Raw genomic sequence first — 21587 nt, 5'->3', positions numbered from 1 at the left:
AAGCAATCCGTTAGTTTGTTAATTATATTAATGAGTTGGCATTCATTTGTATATTTATCAGAAAAATGTACGGTAAAGGTTTTACTTAAATCTGGCCCGGCTTCCTGCTAACTTGGTGCCAAACGATAACAATCCATGCCAGGAAGGGACTCTTATGACCAACGAAGTACATCACCCGCTGACGGATTTTGTGGAATATCCACTCGATGAAATGCGATTTCGCGCCGAAACCAATCTGGCCGAGCTGCGCCGCCGTCACTCTATCCGCAAGTTTTCCGACCGCGCCGTGCCCCGCGAAATTATAGAGCATTGCATTTTAACTGCCGCCTCGGCGCCAAGCGGTGCCAACCATCAGCCATGGCATTTTGTCGCCATCTCAAGCCCTGAGGTCAAAGCCGCCATTCGCCGCGAGGCCGAGGCGCTGGAGCAAAGTTTTTATGCCGGCCGCGCCGGACAGGAATGGCTGGATGCGTTAAAGCCTTTGGGCACCAATGCCAACAAGGCCTACCTTGAAACCGCCCCCTGGCTGATCGCGGTGTTCAGCCAAAAGCGTGGTGGTGTGGCCGAAGGGGATGACAAAACCAACTACTATGTGCATGAATCTGTGGGAATTGCCACCGGCTTTTTGATTCAGGCGCTGCACCATGCCGGGCTTGGCACCCTGACTCACACCCCCAAGCCGATGAGCTTTTTAAGCAAAATTTGCGATCGCGACAACGATGTGGACCGGCCTTACATGCTGATTGTGGCAGGCTATCCGGCCGAAGATGCCACCATTCCCGACCATGCGCTGAAGAAAAAGACCCTCGAGCAGGTAGCTTCCTTTATCTAAGCCCTGTGATGACACTCTCGAATGAAAAGCCCGGCACTGCCGGGCTTTTGCTTTGGGTATTGCCGCTCAGGTTTCACTCCATTGCCTCAGCAGGTTGTGATACACGCCGGTGAGGCGCACCAGCTCAGGCTCGGCGGCATCTTTCATTGTTAACGCCTGAATAGCCAGGTCGAGGTCGTACAGCATCCGGCGCTGCTCGTCGCTGCGAACAAGGCTTTGCAGCCAGAAAAACGCCGCAAGGCGCCGCCCCCGGGTAACCGGTGTGACCCGGTGCAAACTGGTGGCGGGATACACCACCATGTCGCCGGCGGCAAATTTAACCTTTTGCTCGCCGTAGGTGTCCTGAATAATCAGCTCACCGCCGTCGTAACTGTCGGGATCGCTTAAGAACAGCGTCATCGACACGTCGGTGCGAATTTTCACGCCGCCGACCCGGCGTATGGCATTGTCCACATGGTCGCCAAAGGTACCGCCGGCCTGATAACAGTTGAACATGGGCGGGAAAATCCTGTTTGGCAGGGTTGCGGCCAAAAACGCCTGATTGTCGCCAAGGCGCGCCAGAATAAAGTCCCCCAGCTGGCGCGAAAGCTCGCCATCCGGCGGCAGCTGCAGATTGTGTTTGCACTGCACCGCCTGATGACCGGCGGTGAGCTTGCCATCCTGCCAGTCGGCGGCTTCCAGCAGGGCGCGACATTCCTGTACCTGCGCGGGTGAGAGTACGGCGGGGATCCTGACCAGCATCTTGGCTCCAAAAAAGGTAAAGGGGCACAGCGGTGCCCCGAAAAATTAACTGCCGTTACTACCCTTAGAATGCGTAACGTACGCCCAGCTTGAGGTTGCGGCCGGCACCCGGGCGGAAGTGACCGCGGGCACTGTAGTCGCTGACATATTCTTCATCGGTGAGATTGTCGGCATTGAACTGCAGCATCAGGTTGTCGCTCAGGCTGTAGGAGGCCATCAGGCTCAGCAGGTAAACCGAGTCCGCTTCAAAGAAGGCGCGGTTCTGACGCCAGAAGATATTGCCTGAGTTGTACTGCACGCCGCTGCCCAGGGTTAGGGCGTCGATGTCGTAGGTCAGCCAGACGCTGGCGCTGTGCTCAGGGGCGGCGGTCAGGCCGTTGCCTGTGGTGTCGAGGCTGAAATCCTTGGTGACTTCGGTTTCCTGCCAGGTGTAGCCGCCGATCAGATTCAAATCGTCACTCAGGGCGCCACTGAGATTAAGTTCAATCCCTTTTGCTTCCTGCTCGCCGCCAAGGAACACATCGCCCTTATCGTTGGTGTCGGTCACGGTTTTGCGGGTGAGGAACGCCGCGCTGGTCAGTTGCAGGCGACGCTCAAGCAAATCCCACTTGGCGCCGACTTCATAGTTGGTCGACTCCTGCGGCTTGAGGCTGTTGTACTGCTCAAGCTGGCTGTCGGTGCGGCCGCTGAATACCAGATTGCCGCCAGCCGGATCCTGAGCGTTGGCCACGGCCACATAGTAGTTGCTGTAGGCGTTTGGCTGATACGACACGCCGAGGTTCCAGCTGAAGAAGTTGTCGTCGGCCTTCACCCCTTCCTTGAGTACGTTTCCTGAGAGGTAGGTCGAGCCCTCAGCGCTGTAGTTTTCAACGCGAACGCCGCCATCGATTTGCCAGTGCTCGCCAAGGCTTAAGGTATCGAGGGCATAAATGGCTGCGCCCTTGCCGGTGACTTCTGTCGGCTTGCCGATGATTTCTACCTGACCGGTGAAGCTTTGATGCGGCGCGGGTTTATCAAGGGGGACATACGGGGTATCCAGTACCCGCTTGTCTGACAGGAGCTGCTTTTCCAATGACTCTTGGTACAGCTCAACGCCGGTGACCAGCTGATGGCCAATGGCACCGGTGCTGAAGTTGCTTTGCAGATCCCACTGGGTCAGCGCCAGCTTGCTGGTCTGGTCGATATTCTGGGTAAAGGTGAGATCAATCAAATCTTCATAACTGCGCACGCCGGTTTTGGGATCGCGGCTGTTTTTGAAGATAGGGCGGGCGAGGGTGGACTGCTTGTCGTTTTCTGCAAAGCGGGTTTGGCCAATCAGGCGCACCGAATCACTGAATTCATGATCAAACACCAGGGTTGCCATCAGGGTATCGACCTTTTCAAAGTCGCGGGCGGCCACGCCGTAGTAGTTGCTCCAGTATTGGCTGTCGATAGGGCCAACCGGACGATTGAGCTGGGCGGCGGCATCTTCATTCACCCAGGGCAGGCCCAGCAGCGGGTTGTTGTCCTGCTCCATGTAAAACAGATCCAGCCCAAGGCTGGTGCGCTCGGCCAGTTTGAAGTTGGCAGACGGTGCCACACCCAAGGTGCGGTAGTTTTCGATGTCGTTGCCCAAAGTGTCGCCGCCCTCGGTGAACATCAGGTTAATCCGGCCATTGCCGACACTGCCAAGCTGGGTGTTGCCATCCAGGGTAAGACGCAGGCGCTCGGCCTCGTCGTAACTCGCTTCCATCACGCTAAATTCATCGTCTTTGGCGCGCTTGGTCACCAGGTTGATGGTGCCGCCCGCCGAGCCTTTGCCGCTGATGCTGCTGCCGGCGCCCTTGGTCACTTCCAGCTGCTCGTAGTTGAACATATCGCGGGAATAGCCAGCGATATCGCGGATGCCGTCGACATAAATATCGTTGTTGGCGCTGAAGCCACGGATGGTGATCTTGTCGTTGGTGGTGATGTTGCCGCCACCGCCTTCACCGGCGCCGAAGGTGGACACGCCGCTGACGTTGCGCAGCGCATCGTTCAGGCTGGTCACGCCCTGATCTTTGAGTACATCACCTGTGATCACATTGATGGTGCGCGGGGTTTCCAACAGCGGTGTGGTGTATTTGGGCGACGATGCCTTGTCTTTTTTGTACTCCTGCTGCTTTTCATCTTTCACTTCGGTCAGCTGCAGTTCTTTTACCGCCTCGGCGGCCTGTACCGATAATCCCATCGCCGTCAGACCCAGCACTATGGCCTTGGCGAGTGGACGACGGGCAAAGCATGCCTTGGTTGGTTGGGCTTTCATGGTGCATTTCTCCAGTGGTTCCCTTCACGGGGAAAGTTGATTTATTAACTCAGGCTTAAACGAGGTTGCGGATCGTAATGAAAATAATTATCATCTGCAACATAATGTTGATCGTCGTCACGTAAATCCTGATAAGTGATTGAGAAATATGCGCTTAACTAAAATCTTCCTCGCGCTCACTGCGCTGGGTATCGCAATACAAGGGCAAGCGGCGTCCGAAGTGAATGGGCTCGACCGCAGCATGTCCGACTGGCTCAGCCTCGAGCGGCAACGCTCGGCACTTCAGCTTGAATGGCAGGAAAGCAAACCCTTGCTGCAGCAGCGGCTCGAGCTTTTGGCCGCCGAAAAGAACGCCCTCGAAGCTTTGCTTGGTGAGCAGCGACAGGAGGGCAGCGAAGCCGAGACCGAGCGGCTCGCGCTGCAGCGCGCCCAGCTGGACGCCGAAGCACGCCAGACCCAAATGCGCAGCTGGCTTGATACCGAACTTGCCCGTGCCCGGGCTCTGCTGCCTATGTTGCCGCCGCCACTGGCTCGTCAGTGGCAAACCCTGCTGGATGACGCAAAGCTTGCCGGCGATAACAATCAGCGCCTCGACGCACTGCTGACGGCATTTGGCAAACTGCGTGAATTCAATGGCCGCATCGCCACCTTTGAAGAAGAAATCATCACCCCGGGCGGCGAGCCGCTGCTGGTGCGTCAGCTGTATCTGGGCGCGGGGCAGGGCTGGTATCTGACATTGGATGGCAGTCAGGTGATGGAAGGCCGCGCGGTGGACGGTGTATGGCAGTGGCAGCAGGTTGCTGAGCCCGGCGCCGCCGAGCTTGGACGGATTTTTGCCATGGCGGCCCGTGAGCGCGAAGCGGCGCTGGTCAGGGTGGCGCTGTCGCCACTTCCAAAGCATCCGGCGCCTGAACCCAAGCATCCGGTATCAGCGTCTGAGCCCCTTGTATCTGCGGAGTCTGCAAATGAGTAACAGTGCCTTGCGCCATCAATCCCGTTTTATGAGGCTCGCTCCACTCGCCTTTGCCTTTGGCATGATTGGCGCCCTGATGCTGGCGCAGTCTTCTGCTAAGGCCGATGAATTTACCGCAGAAGTGCGCGCCAGCAAGGCGAAGCTCGAGCAGCTTGAGCAGGCGCAGCTTGCCGAGCGGCAGCAGTTAAGCCGCCGCCTCGCCGCCGCCGAGGCCGAGCTGTTGGAGCTTAGACAGCAGGCATCTGCGGTGCGCCGCGCCGCCGATGAAAGTGCCATGAGTCTTGAATCCCTCAAGCAACGTGGCCGCGAGTGGCAGCAGCAGGCCGATTTTCAGCGCGCGGCATTGGCGCGTTTTGTGGCAGGCACGGCCCTTGCCGGACAGGCAGAGCCTGAACTTGGCGCGCTGTCGGCGCTGCTGGCAAATGAGTTGCCACACGCCGCCGGCTGGCGCGATCAGCCCGTTGCCATGGCCGATGGCAAGGTGGTGACCTTGCCCGTGCTGACCCTTGGGCCTGTGAGCTGGTACCTAGGCAGCGACGGCGCCGGATTTGCAGCGCAGAGCGACAGCGGCCCTCGCGCCGGTGTCGAGGTTGAAGCCGATGGCCTGCAGGCATTGTTTGACGGAAAGCCCGGCTCAGTCTGGTTTGACCCGACCCTCGAGCGGGCGCTGGCACGCGCGGCCGAGCGCGAATCCCTGCCTGAGCATGTGCAAAAAGGTGGCCTGTGGGCCTTGCCCATTCTGGCCTTTGGCGTGTTTGCGCTGCTGATTGCCCTCTTCAAAGCCTGGCAGCTTTACCGGCTTCCTGTGGTGCAGCCGCTGCTTGCCGAGCGGCTTGCCCATGAGCGCCGCGCCGTGGCGGGCATTGCTGGGATGCAGCGCGAGCTGATGGACATCTGCCTTCACTCAAAGCATGGCCGAGAGCGCGACGACAAGCTGTTTGCCGCTTTGCTTGGTCATAAGCAGACGCTGGAATATTTCCTCGGTGCCATCGCCATCACGGCCGCCGTGTCGCCACTTTTGGGGCTGCTTGGCACTGTGAGCGGCATGATTGAAACCTTCAAACTGATGACGCTCTTTGGCGCGGGGGACCCTCAGGCTGTGTCCGGCGGTATTTCCGAGGCGCTGGTGACCACTGAGCTTGGGCTCATCGTCGCGATTCCGGCGCTCCTGGTGCATGCGCTGCTGGCGCGGCGGGTGAAAACCTATTACGGCCAGCTGGAGCAGTGCGCCATTCATTTAAGTCAGCTTGAGCAGCCACCAATGGCGGCTCAGTTGTCACGGCATGGCAGCGACCCAGAAACGCCAGGTCAGCAACCCGGCAAAAACCCCTTTGAAGCGGCTGCTCAGCCAAGGGAGGCCCTCGCATGAGTTTCGATAACCTGTTGGTCTGGTGTCTGTTATTGCTTGGGCTTGGGATTTATCAGCGGATCGCGTTTCTGATCCTTCGGCTGCAAACCGGGCTGGATGGATGCGACAAGGGCTGGTGTGAGGCCCTTGGCAAGGCGGTGGCGGCGCTGCCGCTGCTGGGGCTTTTGGGCACCATCATGGGGCTGCTCGACAGCTTTGCCGCCATGGCGCGGGGCGAAGGGCTTGAAGGCGGCATGGCCGCCGGCATTGCCGATGCGCTCTGGACCACCCAGCTTGGGCTGATGCTGGCGCTGCCTGCCTGGCTGCTGCTTGGTTATTTAAAGCGCCTCAGTCTTAACCTTGAACGGGAGCAGGCCAATGCGCGCCAATCTTCAGCAGCGGCTTGAGCAGCAACATCAGCAGCATATCGACCTGTCACCGCTGCTGGATGTGGTGTTTATTCTGCTGATCTTTTTTATCGTCACCACAGTGTTTGTCAAAGAAACCGGGGTCGAGGTGGACAAGCCCCAGGCGCTGTCGGCGGCCAAGCTTGAGCGCAATCTGGTGCTGCTGGCGATTACCGCGGGCGGCGAGGTGATGTACGACGGCGCCAATATCGGCGTCAGCGGCGTGCAGGGCACTGTGGCGCAGCTGATGAAACAGCAGCCACGCGCCGTGGTTATACAGGCCGACAAGCTGGTGTCTACCGAGCTTTTGGTCCAGGTGCTGGATGAAGCCAAGCTGGCCGGCGCCGCGAGCGTCAGCATCGCCACCTTGCCCCAGGGTTGATTGCCATGACACAAAGCAGCATGGGGCCAAGCCCCGCAATGCCTGAGAAAAGCCGGGTAAAAGCTTCGGTAAAAGCCGGGCGACATCATTTTTACGCCAGTCTGATTGCCGCCGCCGTGCTTGGCGCTGCGCTCGCGCTGCTGTGGCTGGGCCAGCAAAGTGCGCTCACCACCGCGCCAAAGTTGATGGTGCGGGAGGTGACAACCGTGTCGCTGCCTCCTCCGCCGCCACCGGCATCTATGCAGGCGCAGATGCCAGAAACACCGATAGCAGTTGCAGTTGAAGGCGCGGGCGCGGCCATGGAGCTTTCCCTTGAGGTGCCAACGCCTGCGCCGCTCAATATCCGCGCGCCCGAGCCGGTGCTTAAGATTACCGACAATTTTGAGGCCGACCTCAGTGTTGACTGGCAGGCCTTTGGCCTTGATGAGCTCGATGGGCTGCCAAGCCTGCTGACCCAGGTTAAAACCGCGTTTCCTGCGGCGCTCGCGCGCAAGGGCGTCGAGCGCGCCGTGGTGCGCCTCGATGTGTTTATCGATGAAAGCGGCAAACCCACACTGGTGGCCATTGCCGATAATCCCCATCCCGAGCTTGACGATGCCATCAACAAGTTGCTGCGCGGCTCCCGATTCAGCCCGCCTACTCGCGGCGGTGTGGCGGTGAAGGCAAGGTTTATCTGGCCGGTTGAATTCAAAAAGTCATGAGCTGCACACCGGAAAATTTCCAGGCAGAAAGTCATCCAGGCCGAACAACATCATGAAAGCAGACAAATCATCATGAAAGCAGAAAGAACGTCATGAAAAACAGACAAAAGATATTGGAAAACAAGAGGATGAGTGGGCGGCGCGGGCTGAGCTTGCAGGCCGTAGCCGTCACACTGACAGCGGCACTTGCACAGACAGCGACACTTGCAATGACTGCGACGCTTGCCTTGAGCTCAGCCCCGGCCTTTGCCGCTGCGGATATGAGTGCTCTGGCAGCCCACATGGATAAGCAGGTTAGCCTGAGTCTAACGCCGCCGTCGGTGAGCTTCAGTAACGATGTTGCCCCAGCGGCCGAACCACGGCTTAAGCCTGCTGAGCAGGGGCTTGCCGATGAGCTTAAACCCTTGCTTGAAAAGCGCGATTTTGGCCGCGCCGCCAGCCTTCTCAGTGGCAGCCGCGATGGCCGCAGCGCAGCGCTGCTGTTGGTTGAAGGCCAGGTGCTGCTTGCCCTTGAACGTTATGGCGAGGCGGCGACTGTGCTTGAAGCTGCGCTTAAGGCTCAGCCCGGCATGATGCGCGCCCATCGCGCGGCGGCGCTTGGCTATTTGAAGGCCGGCAACACCAAAGATGCCCGCCGCCATCTGATAGCGGCGCTTTCACTCGGGGCGCAGGATGCGCAGCTTTTTGGGCAGCTCGCCTATATGAATCTAAAGGATGGCTCGCCCTTTGGCGCCGTGGCAGGTTATCAGCAGGCGCTGCTGCTTGAGCCCGCTTCGCGCCAGTGGCAGGAAGGGCTGCTGCATGCGCTGATGCAGGCGCAGCACTACCCTTCGGCAAGGGCGCTGGTGGATGAGATGCTGGGCGAGCGCAGTGACGATGCCGCCTTGTGGCTGATGCGCGCCCAGCTTGCGCTGCAATCCGGCGAAGAGGCGAGCGCGCTGGCAAGCTTTGAGCGCGCCATCGCTCTGGGTGAAAAGCGCGCCGATAACCTGATGCTGGCCGGTCGCATTCATCTGCGTCAGGGCAGTATGGAGCGGGGCGGCACTTTGATTGGCCGCGCGCTTACTGCCGGTGCTGACTTTGGCGACGCGGCATCCGCCATCGATTATCTTCTGGCCGAAGGGCATCTGGATGGCGCCGAGCGGGCGCTTAAGCAAGAGCCGCCAGGCTTAAGCGCTGCCAATCGTGCCCGCTATCTTGGCTTTAAAGGAGCGATAGCCTCGGCGCGGGGCGATGGTGCCAAAGCCGAGCGCTGGCTTACTGAGGCGCTGTCCGGCGCGCCGCAAAATGGCAGTGTGCTGCTGGCGCTGGCCCAGCTGCACTCGGCCAAGGGCGAAAGCGCCCGTGCCGAGCTTTATTATGTGCGCGCTGCGGCAATTAAAGCGGTGCGGGAGCGGGCACTTCTGGGCCACGCCCAGCTTGCCATTAAGGGCGCGGATTGGCGCCGCGCCTCTGAGTTACTGGCGCAGGCATTGAAAGATAATCCGGCGCGGCGCGACCTTAAAGATAACCTTGAGCAGCTCGAGCGGCTGTCGGCGCGCCGCTGAGGCGCACTTGGTTTTACGGGCAGTAATTAAGTGACCAATTCGTTTTTATCCCTTGCGGGACTCGAGCTGCAAAGCCGCAGCCGGATGAATGACGCCCTGTGGCAGTATGTGGCTGGCGTTGCCGGTGACGGCTTAAGTTTTCAGCGCAATCAGGCGGCATTTGATGAGTTTAAGCTGCTGCCAAGGGTGCTGCGTGCAGCCAAAGTGGATTGCTCGCTGACGCTCTTTAATGAGCCGCTGGCGGCGCCGATTATGCTTGCGCCGCTCGCGCTGCAGTGTCTTGCTCATCCCGATGGTGAGCTTGCGTCGGCAGCGGCGGCGATGGCGCAGGATTTAGGATTTGTGCTTTCCACCCTCAGCAGTTGTCCTATGGCCGAGGTGGCGCGCGCTGCCTGCGGCGCAGCGCTGCCCGCTAAGCGGCCGCCGCTGTGGTTTCAGCTGTATTTGCAGCCGCGCTGGCAGGACAGCTTAAGCTTGATCCGGCGCGCCGAAGACTGTGGTTTCAGTGCCTTGGTGGTGACTGTGGATGCGCCCGTGACCGGGCTTCGGCTGTCTGAGCTGCGCACAGGCTTTTCACTTCCGGCAAATGTGAGCGCGGTGGAGCTTGAGGGCATGCAACCTGCGCCCACGACCCTCGATGGGCTGCTTGCCTGTGCGCCGGATTGGCGCAGCATCGAGGCGCTGCGAAGCGAAAGCTCATTGCCCATTATTCTTAAAGGGATTTTGTCGCCAGCGGATGCAGCGCTTGCCAAGGCCGTTGGCGTCGATGGCATTATCGTCTCAAACCACGGTGGACGGGTGCTCGATGGCGTGCCGGCCACGATAGAGTGTTTGAGTGCGGTGCGCGCCGCAGTGGGGCCTGAGATGACAGTGATGCTCGATGGCGGCATTCGCCGTGGCAGCGATATCGCCAAGGCTGTGTGCCTTGGCGCCGATTGCGTGCTGCTTGGCCGCCCGCTCATGCAGGCGCTGGCGCTGGACGGCGCCCTCGGGGTGGCGCGCATGCTTAAAATCCTGAAAGATGAGCTTGCCATGGTAATGGCACTGCTTGGCGCAAGCAGCCTAAAAGAACTGAACCGCGATTGTTTGTGGGGCAAGTAGCAACAGCATCGATATTGCCCTCAAAGGCCGCTGACGCTAGGCTTAGCCTTATCAAAAACCAGTCTGGAAACCCGCTTGCCCAAAGCGATAAAAGCCAAATCCGCCGAAGAACCCGCAGCGAGCTTAGCGTCGGGCCCGGCAGCCACGCCGGTCGGGGACAATCAACAAGCCTTGACAAACAAGCTTGCCCGGGTGGATATCGCCACCCTGAACCTGTTTAACTTTTTGGCGCCGCCCTCGGCTGCCTACGAGTTTGATCGCATCTACACCAATGCCCAGTGGCAGAAAAAGTGCAACTGGCTGCGCCACTGCGTAACATCCCTTGAGGCCGATATTATTGGCTTTCAGGAGGTGTTCAGCGTCGATGAACTTAAGCACTTGATGGCAGAGCAGGGTTATGTGCATTTTGCCGTGGTCGACAGCCCCAAAGGCGAAGATTTTGTGTATCACGCGCCTGTGGTGGCCATTGCCAGCCGCCTGCCGATTGCTGAGGTAACTGCGGTCGAGCCTTGCCCCGAGGCCGTTGCCGCCATGGGGCTTGCCGCCGATTTTCGCTTTGGCCGCAAGGTGCTCAGGGCAACGATAGAACTTGCTGACTGGGGCGCGCTCGATATCTATGTGCTGCATTTCAAATCGCCGCGGCCGCTGTTTGACCCTGAGGCACTTGGCTCAATGACGGCGCTGCCACGGCTGTTGGCCCACCGCGCCCTTGGCAGTTTTGCCAGCAGTGCCCGCCGGGGTTTTGAGGCCATGCTGCTGTATCATGCGCTGCTTACGCGTCGCGATGAAAGCGCCAACCCGTTTGTGGTCATGGGCGATTTTAATGGCGGTATGGATGCGGCCGAATTTCGCGGTTTCTGGCTCGGCGCCGGGGCCATTCATGGTAGCGACCGGATGGCTGCGGGCTTTGGCGCCATGTCTGATGAGGCGTTTCGCCGCCGGGTGGATCATTTTGGCCTGAAAGATGCCTCAATGCTGTTTATGGAGGGGCTGGCGCTGGACAGCGCTTTTGTCGGCAGCGAGACTGGTATGCCGGGCAGCGAAGAGGCGCCGCAGGAGCCGGTGACACACCTTCGCCGCCCGACCCATTATCTGGGCTCGCGGGGGATTTTGCTCGACCATATCCTGTTAAGTCAGGACTTTGATGGCGCGCTCGCCCCTGCCCGTGGCCGGGTGTGCCACTTCTCGGTATTCGATGAGCACCTTCGACGCCCTGTGTATGAGCGCGACAGTGAAAGCTCGGATCATGCGGCCCTGGTGGCCGGGATTGAGCTGCTGTAGCGCTGAGCGCAAGCGCCACACCGGCGGTCTTAACCATCGGCTTTTGCGTTTTTAAGGCAATGCCTGCCAAGGTCGCCTTAACAGGGTGACGCAGGCAGGGTAAAATAGCGCCCAATCACGGCAGCGGCAGCGTTGGCAACTTTAGCGTTGGCAACTTGAGCTTTGGCAACTTTGATTACTTTGGTACTTTGATTACTTTGATAATCGGGGCCGCTGCCAATCTGAAACACGCCTTTTGGGCGTTATCGAGACATCTTCATGAGCATTCGTATCAAACTCAAGCCGGGACGTGAAAAGTCCCTCGACCGTCGTCACCCCTGGGTGTTCTCCAGCGGCATTCACAACATCAAGGGGAAGCCGTTGAGCGGCGAAACCGTGGATGTGGTCGCCCACGATGGCCGCTGGCTTGGCCGCGGTGCCTGGTCCGAAGCCTCACAAATTCAGGTGCGGGTGTGGACGTTCGATAAAGAAGAAGCCATCGATCGCGACTTTTTCGCCCGCCGTATTGCCCGCGCCCAGGCTGGCCGCGATGAGCTTATCGGTGAAAAGGGCCTCACAGGTTACCGCTTGGTGGGCGCTGAGTCTGACGGCCTGCCCGGCATCACCATCGACCGCTACGCCAATGTGCTGGTGTGCCAGCTGCTGTCGGCCGGTGCCGATTACTGGCGTGAGACGTTAGTTTCTGTGCTGGCTGAGCAGTTCCCCGAGTGCGCCATCTATGAGCGCTCCGATGTGGACTCCCGCAAGAAAGAAGGCCTGCCGCTGGTGACAGGTTTGCTCCATGGCGAGCTGCCTGCCATGCCACTGATTATTGAAGAAAACGGCATCAAGATTGCCGTTGATGTGGAAAAGGGCCACAAGACCGGCTTTTATCTTGATCAGCGCGACAATCGCGCCATGGCCGCCCGTTTCGTGGCGGGCAAGTCGGTGCTCAACTGCTTCTGCTACACAGGCACCTTTGGTCTTTATGCCGCCAAGGCCGGTGCCGCCAGCATCGAAAACGTGGATGTATCCACGCTCGCGCTCGACACCGCCCGCCATAACATGGCCATCAATGGCCTTAACGACGACCATGTGACCTACAGCGAAGCCGATGTATTCAAGCTGTTGCGTCAGTACCGCGACGAAGGCAAAACCTTCGATGTGATAGTGCTCGACCCGCCGAAGTTTGCCGACAACAAGGCCCAGCTCAATGGCGCCTGCCGTGGCTACAAGGACATCAATATGATTGCCATGCAGCTGCTTAAGCCCGGCGGCATTCTGCTGACCTTCTCCTGCTCCGGCCTGATGCCTGCAGATCTGTTTCAGAAAATCGTCGCTGACGCCGCGCTGGATGCAGGCCGCGATGCCCAGTTTATCGAGCGCCTGAGCCAAGCCTCAGATCACCCTATTGGCGCCGCCTTCCCGGAAGGCTTCTACCTCAAGGGATTGGTTGCCCGGGTTTGGTAATCCGGCTAATCCGGTTTGGTAACTCGATTTGGTAACTCGATTTGGTAACTCATAGCACCTAACCAAAAGCCTGCTCTTGATGAGCAGGCTTTTCTTTTGGGCCGAAGAATAGGCTGCGACCATTCGCCAGCTTATCTCTGCTGAGAAATACATTGCCAACACCTTTGCCGAGGCGGGGAGTTTGAGCAAACTCATTATGGCTGTTTTAAAAACCTCAATTTTGTCTGCAGCCGTCTGATTTAATGAGTTTTAATGCCATTTTTTACGTTTGATTTTTCGAGGTAAATTTGCAAAGTGAGAAAATAAAATGAGAAATAACTATCTATTCTGCTCATAAAGTGTATAGTTGTCGCAGCTCAAAGAGCACAGTTACTATTGATATATTTAGTTCAAGATTTTCTCAGTTTCAAACTGAATCAGTTTGTCATAATTATCCTGCGATTCCTTTTTCTTCATTTCCAATTTAGTAGCTTCAATTTTTATTTATTCGAGATATTTATGTCTATTAAAACTACTGGTTCAGTAAAATGGTTCAACGATACTAAAGGCTTTGGCTTTATCTCCCCAGATAATGGCGGCGCCGATGTTTTTGTTCACTTCAGAGCAATTGCCATCGACGGTTTCAAAACCTTAGCCGAAGGCCAACAAGTACAGTTTAACGTAGAGCAGGGCAACAAAGGCCCACAGGCCGCAAACGTCACTCTGCTGTAACTGCTTGTTTTCAGGTGCCAGCTGCACAGCAGTAGGCACCTGCACTGTTTGGGTACTTGCAATGCTGCGCCATAAGCCAGCCGTGCAGGTACCACCATCATGCTTTATCTATACCGCTGATAGCATCAAATCGCTATTATCAAATCGTTAGTACCAATTTTTTAGTGTCAGTTTTTAGTTTCTGTTTATTTAGTGTCTGTTTATTCAGTATCTGTTTATTCAGTATCTGTTTGTTTAGCGTCAGGAGCGACAGTATCTGCTCCGTGATTGCTCGGCAGAGTATGCTATTCATCACAGCTCACACCTCAATAATCCATCAAGATTAACGAGTCTACTGGTTCCGGTATAACGGCTATCTCTCTTTAGTTCATCTGGAGAGTGTTTGAATTTCAATCAGAAAAGGAAGTACGTCATGAGCGTTAAAAAGCCTGGAAGCAAGCCACTGAGTGATAATTCGAAAAAGCCTGTTAATAGTCATCAGGTCAGAAAAAGAATCGAAGACATTCTGATAGCCAGAGAGCAGCAGAAAAAGCTGGAACTTTAACAGGAGAGTGCCATGCGTAAGCCATCTAAGGGTAAAGTCGGTAAAAAAGCCCGTCAGGATAATTTTGACTCAAAGTTTGAACATATGGTCGGTGAGTATCAAAGCGCCAAAGCGGTTTTGGATACCCTGGCAGAAGACAGTGCTGAATATGCAGCGCAGCAAAAGCAGTGCGATCAGCTGTTCGCCAGCGCCGAGCGATTTTTCAATAGCAGGCAAAAATAAGTACCCAAAATTCAGTTGTAGTGGTTCAGATTGTCCGCAATTTCGAATGACCTTGCGGGCAATTTCTTTGTTTAAGTCCCTCGTTACCCAGCCCTAAGCTGTTCCAGCTCCGCCAGCCAGACCCACTCCGTTTTTCGTTCAGTCTATGTGGCTGTACTGATAGACATTCTAAGTCGGCATCTGTACTATTTTTCGCGACTCATTCCTGTTACCTAAATCGACAGTGCATATTCCCATCCGCAATTGTTGTAATCCCTTACGTTTAAAACCGACTGCCTCGTCCAACACGTATTTTAACGGGTGTCGTTCGGTTATTCTCCCTTACATTGAGTAATCCATGGCTAATAACGCATACCTGATAAACTCTGTTATTCACAGCTCTGATATCGTTGAAATACTTGAACGGGGCGAGGCCTACGAGGTGCTGTCTACCGCAGGCAACCAAATTCCGGTTATCTGGTATTTTTGCTTTGAAGCATCGGATCTGATAGCCAATCAATATCACTGCGTAGATGATGACGAATCGCCATTTGTTTTAAATTACATGGCGCCCTGCACAACCAAAGAGCGTGCACAGGCCAATCTGTTTGCCAGTAAATCCTTAGTCATTGAATTTTGCGGCGATGAAAAGCTGGGTGAACAATATTGGGAAAAGGCAGTCGCAGATCTTCAGGATATGCCGTATCCGTATCTGTCTCTCCATCCCATCGAAGTTCTGTTTCTGAATGACCCGGATGTAGAAGCTGCCACATTCGCCAAGGGTTTTAGCCGTAGCAGAGACTCATTCGATGCAATGGCCGAGCTCGCTTTTTATGACAGCAGTTTGCCCCCGGTCAGTCTGGTCGAACTCTATCGTAATCCCTATCTTGATCGTCTCAGAGCTCGAAACGCCTCGGCGCTGGATATGGGTGTAAAAGGCATAGATAGCTTCGGCTGGGCACAAAGCCCGGATGCTAAAGGCCCTGATACGACAAGTGCTGCCGACAATGCCGATAAAGCACCACCGCCCGCAATCTCACAGCATCAAACGGATGCGGCCATAACCAAACCAAGCAAACCCTGGTGGAAATTCTGGTAAAAACCGGACGCTCCCAGAGCCGTAGTGAGGGTGTAACCAATCTTGAATCAGCCGCCAATCGCTGCGGCTGTCTCCACTCTTTGCTCTATCCCTCTGCATGAGTGTTGTGGGTGTAGTGGCATAGTGAATTTGGCCACCTGATTAGAGCTGTTATGATTGCAACCATAGCAGCATTAGGTGACGAAATGGCAAAGAAAAAAGGTCCGAATTTTAGCCCTGAGTTCCGGTTGGAAACGGCTCAGTTAGTGCTTGACCAAGGCTACTCCCAAAAAGAGGCTGCTCAGGCAATGGGCGTGGGGTATTCCACTATTGGCAAGTGGGTAAGTCAGCTGCGCGAAGAACGCTCTGGCCAGTCCCCCAAGGCTATGCCAATGACACCTGAGCAGATTGAAATCCGTGAACTGAAGAAGCGCATAGAACGGCTTGAATTAGAAAAGGAAGTTCTAAAAAAGGCTACCGCTCTGTTGATGTCGGACTCCATGAACACTTCTCGCTGATTGAGAAACTCAACAAGAGCCACCGGGCAAGATACCCGGTCGCCTGGCTGTGCGAGGTGTTTGGTGTCCAGCGCAGCAGCTACAGGTATTGGTTAAGTCAGGAGTCGCAGATATGCCCAGAGACGGTGTATTTGCACAGTGCAATCCGACAAATCCACCGAGAGAGCAATGGCTCTGCTGGGGCCAGAACCATAGCCGACATCGCGACCGCTCGGGGTTTTGCATTAAGCCGTTACCGTGCGGGTCGGTTAATGAAAAAGCTGGAATTGGTCAGTTGCCAACAACCAAAGCATGCTTATAAGAAAGCCAATCAAGAACATGTAGACATCCCGAATCGGTTGGACCGCCAATTTGACGTGGTTGCGCCCAATCAGGTGTGGTGCGGCGATGTGACGTATGTTTGGACAGGCACTCGCTGGGTTTATTTGGCTGTGGTGCTGGATTTATTTGCGCGCAAACCAGTGGGTTGGGCGCTGTCGCACTCACCGGACAGTGAGTTAACCAAGCAGGCCTTGAGCATGGCATTTGAGCAACGTGGCAGGCCTAAAGGCGTGTTGTTCCACAGTGACCAAGGGAGTCACTACACCAGCCGAAGTTTCCGACAATTGCTGTGGCGTTACCAGATAACCCAGAGCCTGAGTCGCAGAGGAAATTGCTGGGATAACAGCCCTATGGAGCGATTTTTCAGGAGTTTAAAAACGGAATGGATACCGGAAATCGGTTATCGGAATTTTACCGAGGCCAAGCTGGCAATCACCCAATATATCCTGGCGTATTACAGCAACATCAGACCACATCATTACAACGGTGGCTTGAACCCAAATGAGTCAGAGAGAAGATACTGGCTTAACTATAAACCCGTGGCCAGTTTTACTTGACCACTACACTTCGCGACACTCGCCCATGCCTCGCTACGCCATTTTCAGCAACACCCTCGGCCGCTTCGATGGGGAGGGTGTATCCTTTAGCATAAGTGTTGTGGCTGTCCTCACTCTTTCCCCCATCTATGGCTCTCGCTCGTGAACATGTCGCTGCGCGACACTCGCCCAATCCCCACTTGGGGAAAGGGCGAAAACGAGCCTGCAAGGCAAGCGATAGAAAAGTTTCTATCGCTTAGCTTGAGCCGAAGGGCCTCTGGCCCGCCACGCGGAGGCAGTTCAGGTGCAATCTGCGAGCTAAGTGTTATGCCTGTCCTCACTATTTCCTATCAAAACAATATATCAACAATCTTGCTCTCTTTAGCCTCCTGCTTAAGTTTAACATCCTTATACTTCTCAATGATTTTAGCGATAAATGAATTTATAAAATTTGATATATCATCCTCAACATTGATCATCTTTATATATTCAATGAGATTTATGTCATGACATTCTAAACTATCTTCCATCTCAAAAGCATGCTCTATACTTTTAGAGAAGATAGTGTCAAATATATTATCGATAATTCTATTTCCTCCTGCTGAAATAGAAGCGCATTTAAAGATTACATTGTCCCCTAAAACAACTCTACTGAGAAAAAACTTGTTGAATTCATTATTGCCGATACCTTTCCGCCCCAACGTTACAAACGAATCGTTAAAAATCTGTTCCATTGAAACAGAAGCTGGCGTCTCCAGATCTAATTTAAGAACGCTAATTATATCTGAGTAGATAGGAAGCAAAAAATCCATATTGAAGCAGTGTTCATCAATTACTTTTAGGAAGTCCAGTTCAACCTTATACTTACTTGGCGATTTTTTCGCAGCATCATAGAATTTGGATTTTAGTGTTGGAGGACTGATGCTAATAAATTTGGCAGCATGATATTCTCGAATGCTTTTGTGTATGAAGTGGTAACTAAATCCCTCTTCAAGTAATAGACAGGTGTTTTTAACACAATCATTGAGAAACGCGTGTTCTGAGCTAGGGCTAACCCTTTGCAATTCCTTGGATTTCTTGGATATGGATACAGCTTCTTGCAATGTTAATGATGTTTTATCCTCAATCATGCAAAAAAAGCAAAATGCACAGAAAAGCTCTTCTAGTTCTCTTTCGTTTAGATTTGACTTATAGCTTCTTTTGAAACCAGGTTTTGTGCCATCATGTCTATTAACTAGAACGTTGAAAATTCTTTCATAAAACTCGTGTAACTGAGAAGGTATTTTATTATATGTTTTATAAGTTATGGCAAGTAGTGTCAATAATAGTGGTGTAGTGATTAATGAGCCAATCTCACAGTCATTGCTGTTGAGGGATTTTAATATTTGATGAACCACAACTTCATCCCCGCTAAATAACTTAAGCAACATGGGTCTGAAATCATTTTGTACTAAAGGTTTTAAGTGATATACAGAGAAATAAGGTACCTTTTGTATTTCTGCCCCTGGCCTTGAGGTAATTACTATTTGCTGGTCATAATGTTTTGCACAAACCCCTTCAATATAGGAGATCGTATCAATGATACAGAACTCTGGTATTTCATCAAATGCATCAAGAAGTAATGAAAACTTTCTCGATGAATATATAAGGTCCAGTTCTGAATGCCCAATGTTGATCCCCATTTCATTAATTGCGGTGACTATTAGGTCTTCAATGCTTTTTCTTTCAGATATTTTTCTCAATTCGACAAAGATAGGTATTATCTCACCATCTCTTAAACTGGCACCCGCAAGATATCTCAATAAAATTGACTTTCCTTGCCCCGCGGTCCCTTGGATTACAGCTTTGTCATTACTAGGAAATACCGAAAGAGAGCTCACAGCGATCTCTTTATTGCTAACACTAATACATGCTGGGTAATAAAAGTCTCTTAGATCTACACTTTTATCAACCTGCCATATGGTTTTGACTCGTTCAACATTCCTAGCTTTAAGATATACTTCGTCTACATTTAATTTTTGAAATTTGTAAATTTGGCTTGTTCTGGACTTGATATAAGAAAAAGCTTCTGCCAATAATAACTTAAACGCTTCGCCTGTTACTGCTTCTCCAATGCTCAAAATCTGTCCCTGTTATTTACTGAAAAATATGACTGAAATTTACTCACTTAGGATATAAGAATCAAGAGATCGCTCTTTAAATAACTATGAAAAGTCAGGGCACCCACTACTCTCGCACTACACCGTTGCCTAAGGTATCACTCTATTCCCCCTTCGGAGCCGCTTTGGATGTTGCAAAAGATAAGATAGGCACAACACTTATGCTGAGGGACACGCCATCCCGCGCGTGGCGGCCAAAGGTCTTCGGGAAACGCTAGTGAGATGAAACTGTTCATCTTACTGTCGGACGACACGGTTGTTCCCCTTCGAAGCCGCTTTGGATGTTGGGCTGAGTGAAACGGGCAAGCTGAGATAGGGATATCGAGGCAGCGACCGTTGAGCATGGAGCGAATCGGTCGCGGTGTCCGTTTTCAGCCCAAAAGTCCAAAGTGCTCGGCTTCGTCAGGGGCGGCGCGGGCTTTAGTTATAAAAGAGTAAGAGGGGATCGCTGTAGATCCCCTTTTGGCCGGGTGTGGGTCGGAGACCCACGACCTACCGTCGCTTGCAAAGCGACATAGAGTTAACAGCCAGAGCAGGCTGGGGCATCAGCCTCCCTACTTTTGGGTGGACCGATAGTGGTCAAAATTCTCAATATAATCATCAAGATTTGCATCGAGCATCTCTTTGTAACGCTCCATGTAGTAATCCAGCATTTCCTGCTTTTTGGCCTGCATCTGCTCTTTGGTTTCAAAACTGGTGGAGCCGAACCAGGCGTTGTAGCGGGCGACGGCCCACATGAAAGAGGCGCTGATCTCACCGGTTTTAATCGTCGGGTCCTGATTTTGCTGGTTGGCGAGCTTAATCATGGCTGTGGCGCGCTCGTAAAAGGCGGCTTGGCTGTCAGTCGTGGTTGCAGATTCTTTTTCAGACATGTGAACAGTTCCTGTTGTTGGGGGCGGTCGCCTGCGCGGGCGCTCGCGCCTTAATGCGTTGCCCTTACCCTAAGGTATTTACCCGTAAAGTGACAGCCGACTGAATCACAGAATCGCTTGATAATTGAGGATATTGCTGCGCCGCATCCCAGATATGAGTTGCGGCGTGCTTTTGGAGATGATGGGGATGGGAGAAGGCGGCCAGCCGTTTTCCCATCGTTCGGCTTACAACTGCTGTAGCCGCTCGCTGATCTGGCGAAAATCAGGCCGCAGGCTTGCAGATGGCATAAGACATTGCTCGCGCAGGGTAATCAGGGCGTCGTTGCTTGTTTCGTTGTCGCTTTCAGGCTCTTGGCGATTGCTGTCAGCTTTGGGGCTTAAGCGGCTTAGCATCTCATCCAGCCAGTAGCCGAAGGCGCGTACTTCAAGCTTTTTAAAGCCATCGGCCTGATGGGCGGGTAAGGATTCGAGCGCCGTCGCCGCGCCAAAATCACCGAGGTACAACTCAGATGCCTCATTCACCAGCATATTGTGGGAATAGAGGTCGCCGTGGCAGATTTGCGCGCCGTGCAGGTGCGCCATGGCTGAGCTTACCTGGCGGGCGAGGGTGAGGATTTGCGCGCGGCTTAATGTCAGCTCTGGCTTATAGGTATCGCGGGTGATAGTGGCAAAAGACGGCGGCATACCCAGCGACTTGAAAGTGTTGGGGATAAGCTGCATCACCATGGCAGGCAGTTCAAGGCCACTGATATTGGCCACAATCGGAATCAGGTTTGGGTGCAGCCCGGCGTTGAGGGCGTTATTGAGCTCATCCTTGGGGCAGCCATCGCTGGTCAGCCAGCCTTTGAACTTTTTCAGAGCCACAGGCTCGGTGCTGTCTTTATGATGGGCAAGGTAAATGGTGCCCGAGGCACCTGTGCCAAGCTCGGCGTCCAGCAGGTAGTTGGCTATGTCTTGTGTGGGTATGCTGCTGTGATTGCTCACCGGCGTGGCCGGGTTGGCGCCAAGGGCGAGCCAGGCAAGTTTTGGCAGCGCAAACAGCCAGTTGGGGAAGGCTTCAAAGCGGTTCAGCGACAGTCGCGCCAGCCCAAGCTCGCGGCAATTTGCCATCGAGTCTGGCAGCGATGACAGCTGATTACCTGATAGCGCGAGCTTTTTAAGCCTGCGGTAGCGGCCAAAATCCTCGGGCAGCTGCGAAAGCTTATTGTCGGTTAAAATTAGCCACTCAAGCTCTTCGGGCAGGCTTCCTTCGGCAAACCTGGTCAGCTGATTGCCTTTGAAGCTCACCATGGTGAGGCTTTGGCAGCTTGCCAGTACTTCCGGGATATACTCGAACTGGTTATTGGTAAAAAACAGCCTCTTGAGCGCAACAAAGCGGCCAAAGTCAGCGGGCAGGCTTGAGAGCTGATTGTCCGATAAATCCAGATGCTCAAGCGTGTCGGCATGCTGATACAGCTCGACCGGAAACTCGCTGAGCCCCTCGGCAAGTTTGATGCGGGTGACAGGTGCCGGGCTTGTTTCTGCTGTGCTTGATGGCAAAGAACTGGTTGGCATAAGAGCTACCACAATATTCGACTCAAAAGTTGCCGGGCATTGTAGTC

Annotated in this window: 20 protein-coding genes; 15 read left to right on the top strand and 5 right to left on the bottom strand. The window is 54.3% G+C overall.

Annotated features, from left to right (window positions below):
- Positions 1-154: 154 nt before the first annotated feature.
- Positions 155-832: a nitroreductase family protein gene (locus KJI95_RS04485; RefSeq protein ID WP_214505944.1), complete on the top strand. Its 678-nt coding sequence runs from the start codon at positions 155-157 to the stop codon at positions 830-832.
- A 66-nt stretch (positions 833-898) separates the two neighbouring features.
- Here KJI95_RS04485 and KJI95_RS04480 read toward each other — a convergent pair whose 3' ends face one another.
- Together KJI95_RS04480 and KJI95_RS04475 are read right to left on the bottom strand one after the other, a co-directional pair.
- On the bottom strand, positions 899-1573 hold the full coding sequence (locus KJI95_RS04480; RefSeq protein ID WP_214505943.1) for a Fe2+-dependent dioxygenase: 675 nt from the start codon (positions 1571-1573) through the stop codon (positions 899-901).
- A 64-nt stretch (positions 1574-1637) separates the two neighbouring features.
- A complete protein-coding gene (locus KJI95_RS04475) occupies positions 1638-3857 on the bottom strand; it encodes a TonB-dependent receptor (RefSeq protein WP_214505942.1) in 2220 nt (739 codons plus the stop codon).
- Positions 3858-4005: 148 nt separating this feature from the next.
- On the opposite strand from KJI95_RS04475, the gene KJI95_RS04470 reads away from it, so the two are divergent.
- From KJI95_RS04470 to KJI95_RS04410, 14 genes are all read left to right on the top strand, one after another.
- Positions 4006-4830, top strand: a complete 825-nt coding sequence (locus tag KJI95_RS04470) for a DUF3450 family protein (protein ID WP_214505941.1) — start codon at positions 4006-4008, stop codon at positions 4828-4830.
- A complete protein-coding gene (locus KJI95_RS04465; protein WP_214505940.1) occupies positions 4823-6199 on the top strand; it encodes a MotA/TolQ/ExbB proton channel family protein in 1377 nt (458 codons plus the stop codon). Before KJI95_RS04470 ends, KJI95_RS04465 begins: the two co-directional genes overlap by 8 nt.
- Positions 6196-6585: a MotA/TolQ/ExbB proton channel family protein gene (locus KJI95_RS04460; RefSeq protein WP_214505939.1), complete on the top strand. Its 390-nt coding sequence runs from the start codon at positions 6196-6198 to the stop codon at positions 6583-6585. Before KJI95_RS04465 ends, KJI95_RS04460 begins: the two co-directional genes overlap by 4 nt.
- Positions 6557-6967: an ExbD/TolR family protein gene (locus tag KJI95_RS04455; protein ID WP_214505938.1), complete on the top strand. Its 411-nt coding sequence runs from the start codon at positions 6557-6559 to the stop codon at positions 6965-6967. The genes KJI95_RS04460 and KJI95_RS04455 overlap by 29 nt, the downstream gene beginning before the upstream one ends.
- A gap of 5 nt (positions 6968-6972) precedes the next feature.
- Positions 6973-7668, top strand: a complete 696-nt coding sequence (locus KJI95_RS04450; RefSeq protein ID WP_214505937.1) for a TonB family protein — start codon at positions 6973-6975, stop codon at positions 7666-7668.
- 209 nt (positions 7669-7877) lie between these two features.
- Positions 7878-9215 (top strand): tetratricopeptide repeat protein, encoded by a 1338-nt coding sequence (locus tag KJI95_RS04445; protein WP_214505936.1) that lies wholly within the window; start codon positions 7878-7880, stop codon positions 9213-9215.
- Positions 9216-9245: 30 nt separating this feature from the next.
- Entirely contained in the window at positions 9246-10316 is a 1071-nt protein-coding gene (locus KJI95_RS04440) for an alpha-hydroxy acid oxidase (protein WP_214505935.1), read from the top strand.
- Positions 10317-10487: 171 nt separating this feature from the next.
- Positions 10488-11597 carry an endonuclease/exonuclease/phosphatase family protein gene (locus KJI95_RS04435; protein WP_214505934.1) on the top strand — a complete coding sequence of 370 codons (1110 nt, stop codon included), beginning with the start codon at positions 10488-10490 and terminating at the stop codon, positions 11595-11597.
- Positions 11598-11855: 258 nt separating this feature from the next.
- Positions 11856-13046 (top strand): class I SAM-dependent methyltransferase, encoded by a 1191-nt coding sequence (locus KJI95_RS04430; protein WP_214505933.1) that lies wholly within the window; start codon positions 11856-11858, stop codon positions 13044-13046.
- 498 nt (positions 13047-13544) lie between these two features.
- Positions 13545-13757 carry a transcription antiterminator/RNA stability regulator CspE gene (gene cspE, locus KJI95_RS04425; RefSeq protein WP_214505932.1) on the top strand — a complete coding sequence of 71 codons (213 nt, stop codon included), beginning with the start codon at positions 13545-13547 and terminating at the stop codon, positions 13755-13757.
- Positions 13758-14169: 412 nt separating this feature from the next.
- Positions 14170-14301 (top strand): hypothetical protein, encoded by a 132-nt coding sequence (locus tag KJI95_RS19550; RefSeq protein WP_284730671.1) that lies wholly within the window; start codon positions 14170-14172, stop codon positions 14299-14301.
- Between the two features lie 12 nt (positions 14302-14313).
- Positions 14314-14523, top strand: a complete 210-nt coding sequence (locus tag KJI95_RS04420) for a hypothetical protein (protein ID WP_214505931.1) — start codon at positions 14314-14316, stop codon at positions 14521-14523.
- Between the two features lie 337 nt (positions 14524-14860).
- Positions 14861-15601 (top strand): hypothetical protein, encoded by a 741-nt coding sequence (locus tag KJI95_RS04415; protein ID WP_214505930.1) that lies wholly within the window; start codon positions 14861-14863, stop codon positions 15599-15601.
- A 185-nt stretch (positions 15602-15786) separates the two neighbouring features.
- Positions 15787-16976 (top strand): IS3 family transposase gene (locus tag KJI95_RS04410; protein WP_214506194.1). Its coding sequence is split into 2 segments (ribosomal slippage): positions 15787-16045 and positions 16045-16976, totalling 1191 coding nucleotides; the frame shifts between segments, so codons are not numbered across the junction.
- A gap of 329 nt (positions 16977-17305) precedes the next feature.
- Here KJI95_RS04410 and KJI95_RS04405 read toward each other — a convergent pair.
- The 3 genes from KJI95_RS04405 to KJI95_RS04395 form a co-directional block, all read right to left on the bottom strand.
- Entirely contained in the window at positions 17306-19075 is a 1770-nt protein-coding gene (locus KJI95_RS04405; RefSeq protein WP_214505929.1) for an NACHT domain-containing protein, read from the bottom strand.
- Between the two features lie 593 nt (positions 19076-19668).
- Positions 19669-19986: a DUF3144 domain-containing protein gene (locus KJI95_RS04400; protein ID WP_214505928.1), complete on the bottom strand. Its 318-nt coding sequence runs from the start codon at positions 19984-19986 to the stop codon at positions 19669-19671.
- 225 nt (positions 19987-20211) lie between these two features.
- A complete protein-coding gene (locus tag KJI95_RS04395; protein ID WP_214505927.1) occupies positions 20212-21540 on the bottom strand; it encodes a leucine-rich repeat-containing protein kinase family protein in 1329 nt (442 codons plus the stop codon).
- Positions 21541-21587: the final 47 nt, after the last annotated feature.

Origin of the sequence: Shewanella jiangmenensis, assembly GCF_018596335.1 — a bacterium.
Taxonomy (GTDB): domain Bacteria; phylum Pseudomonadota; class Gammaproteobacteria; order Enterobacterales; family Shewanellaceae; genus Shewanella; species Shewanella jiangmenensis.
Note: the sequence above shows the minus strand (reverse complement) of the source record. Positions and strands in the feature narration are given on the sequence as shown.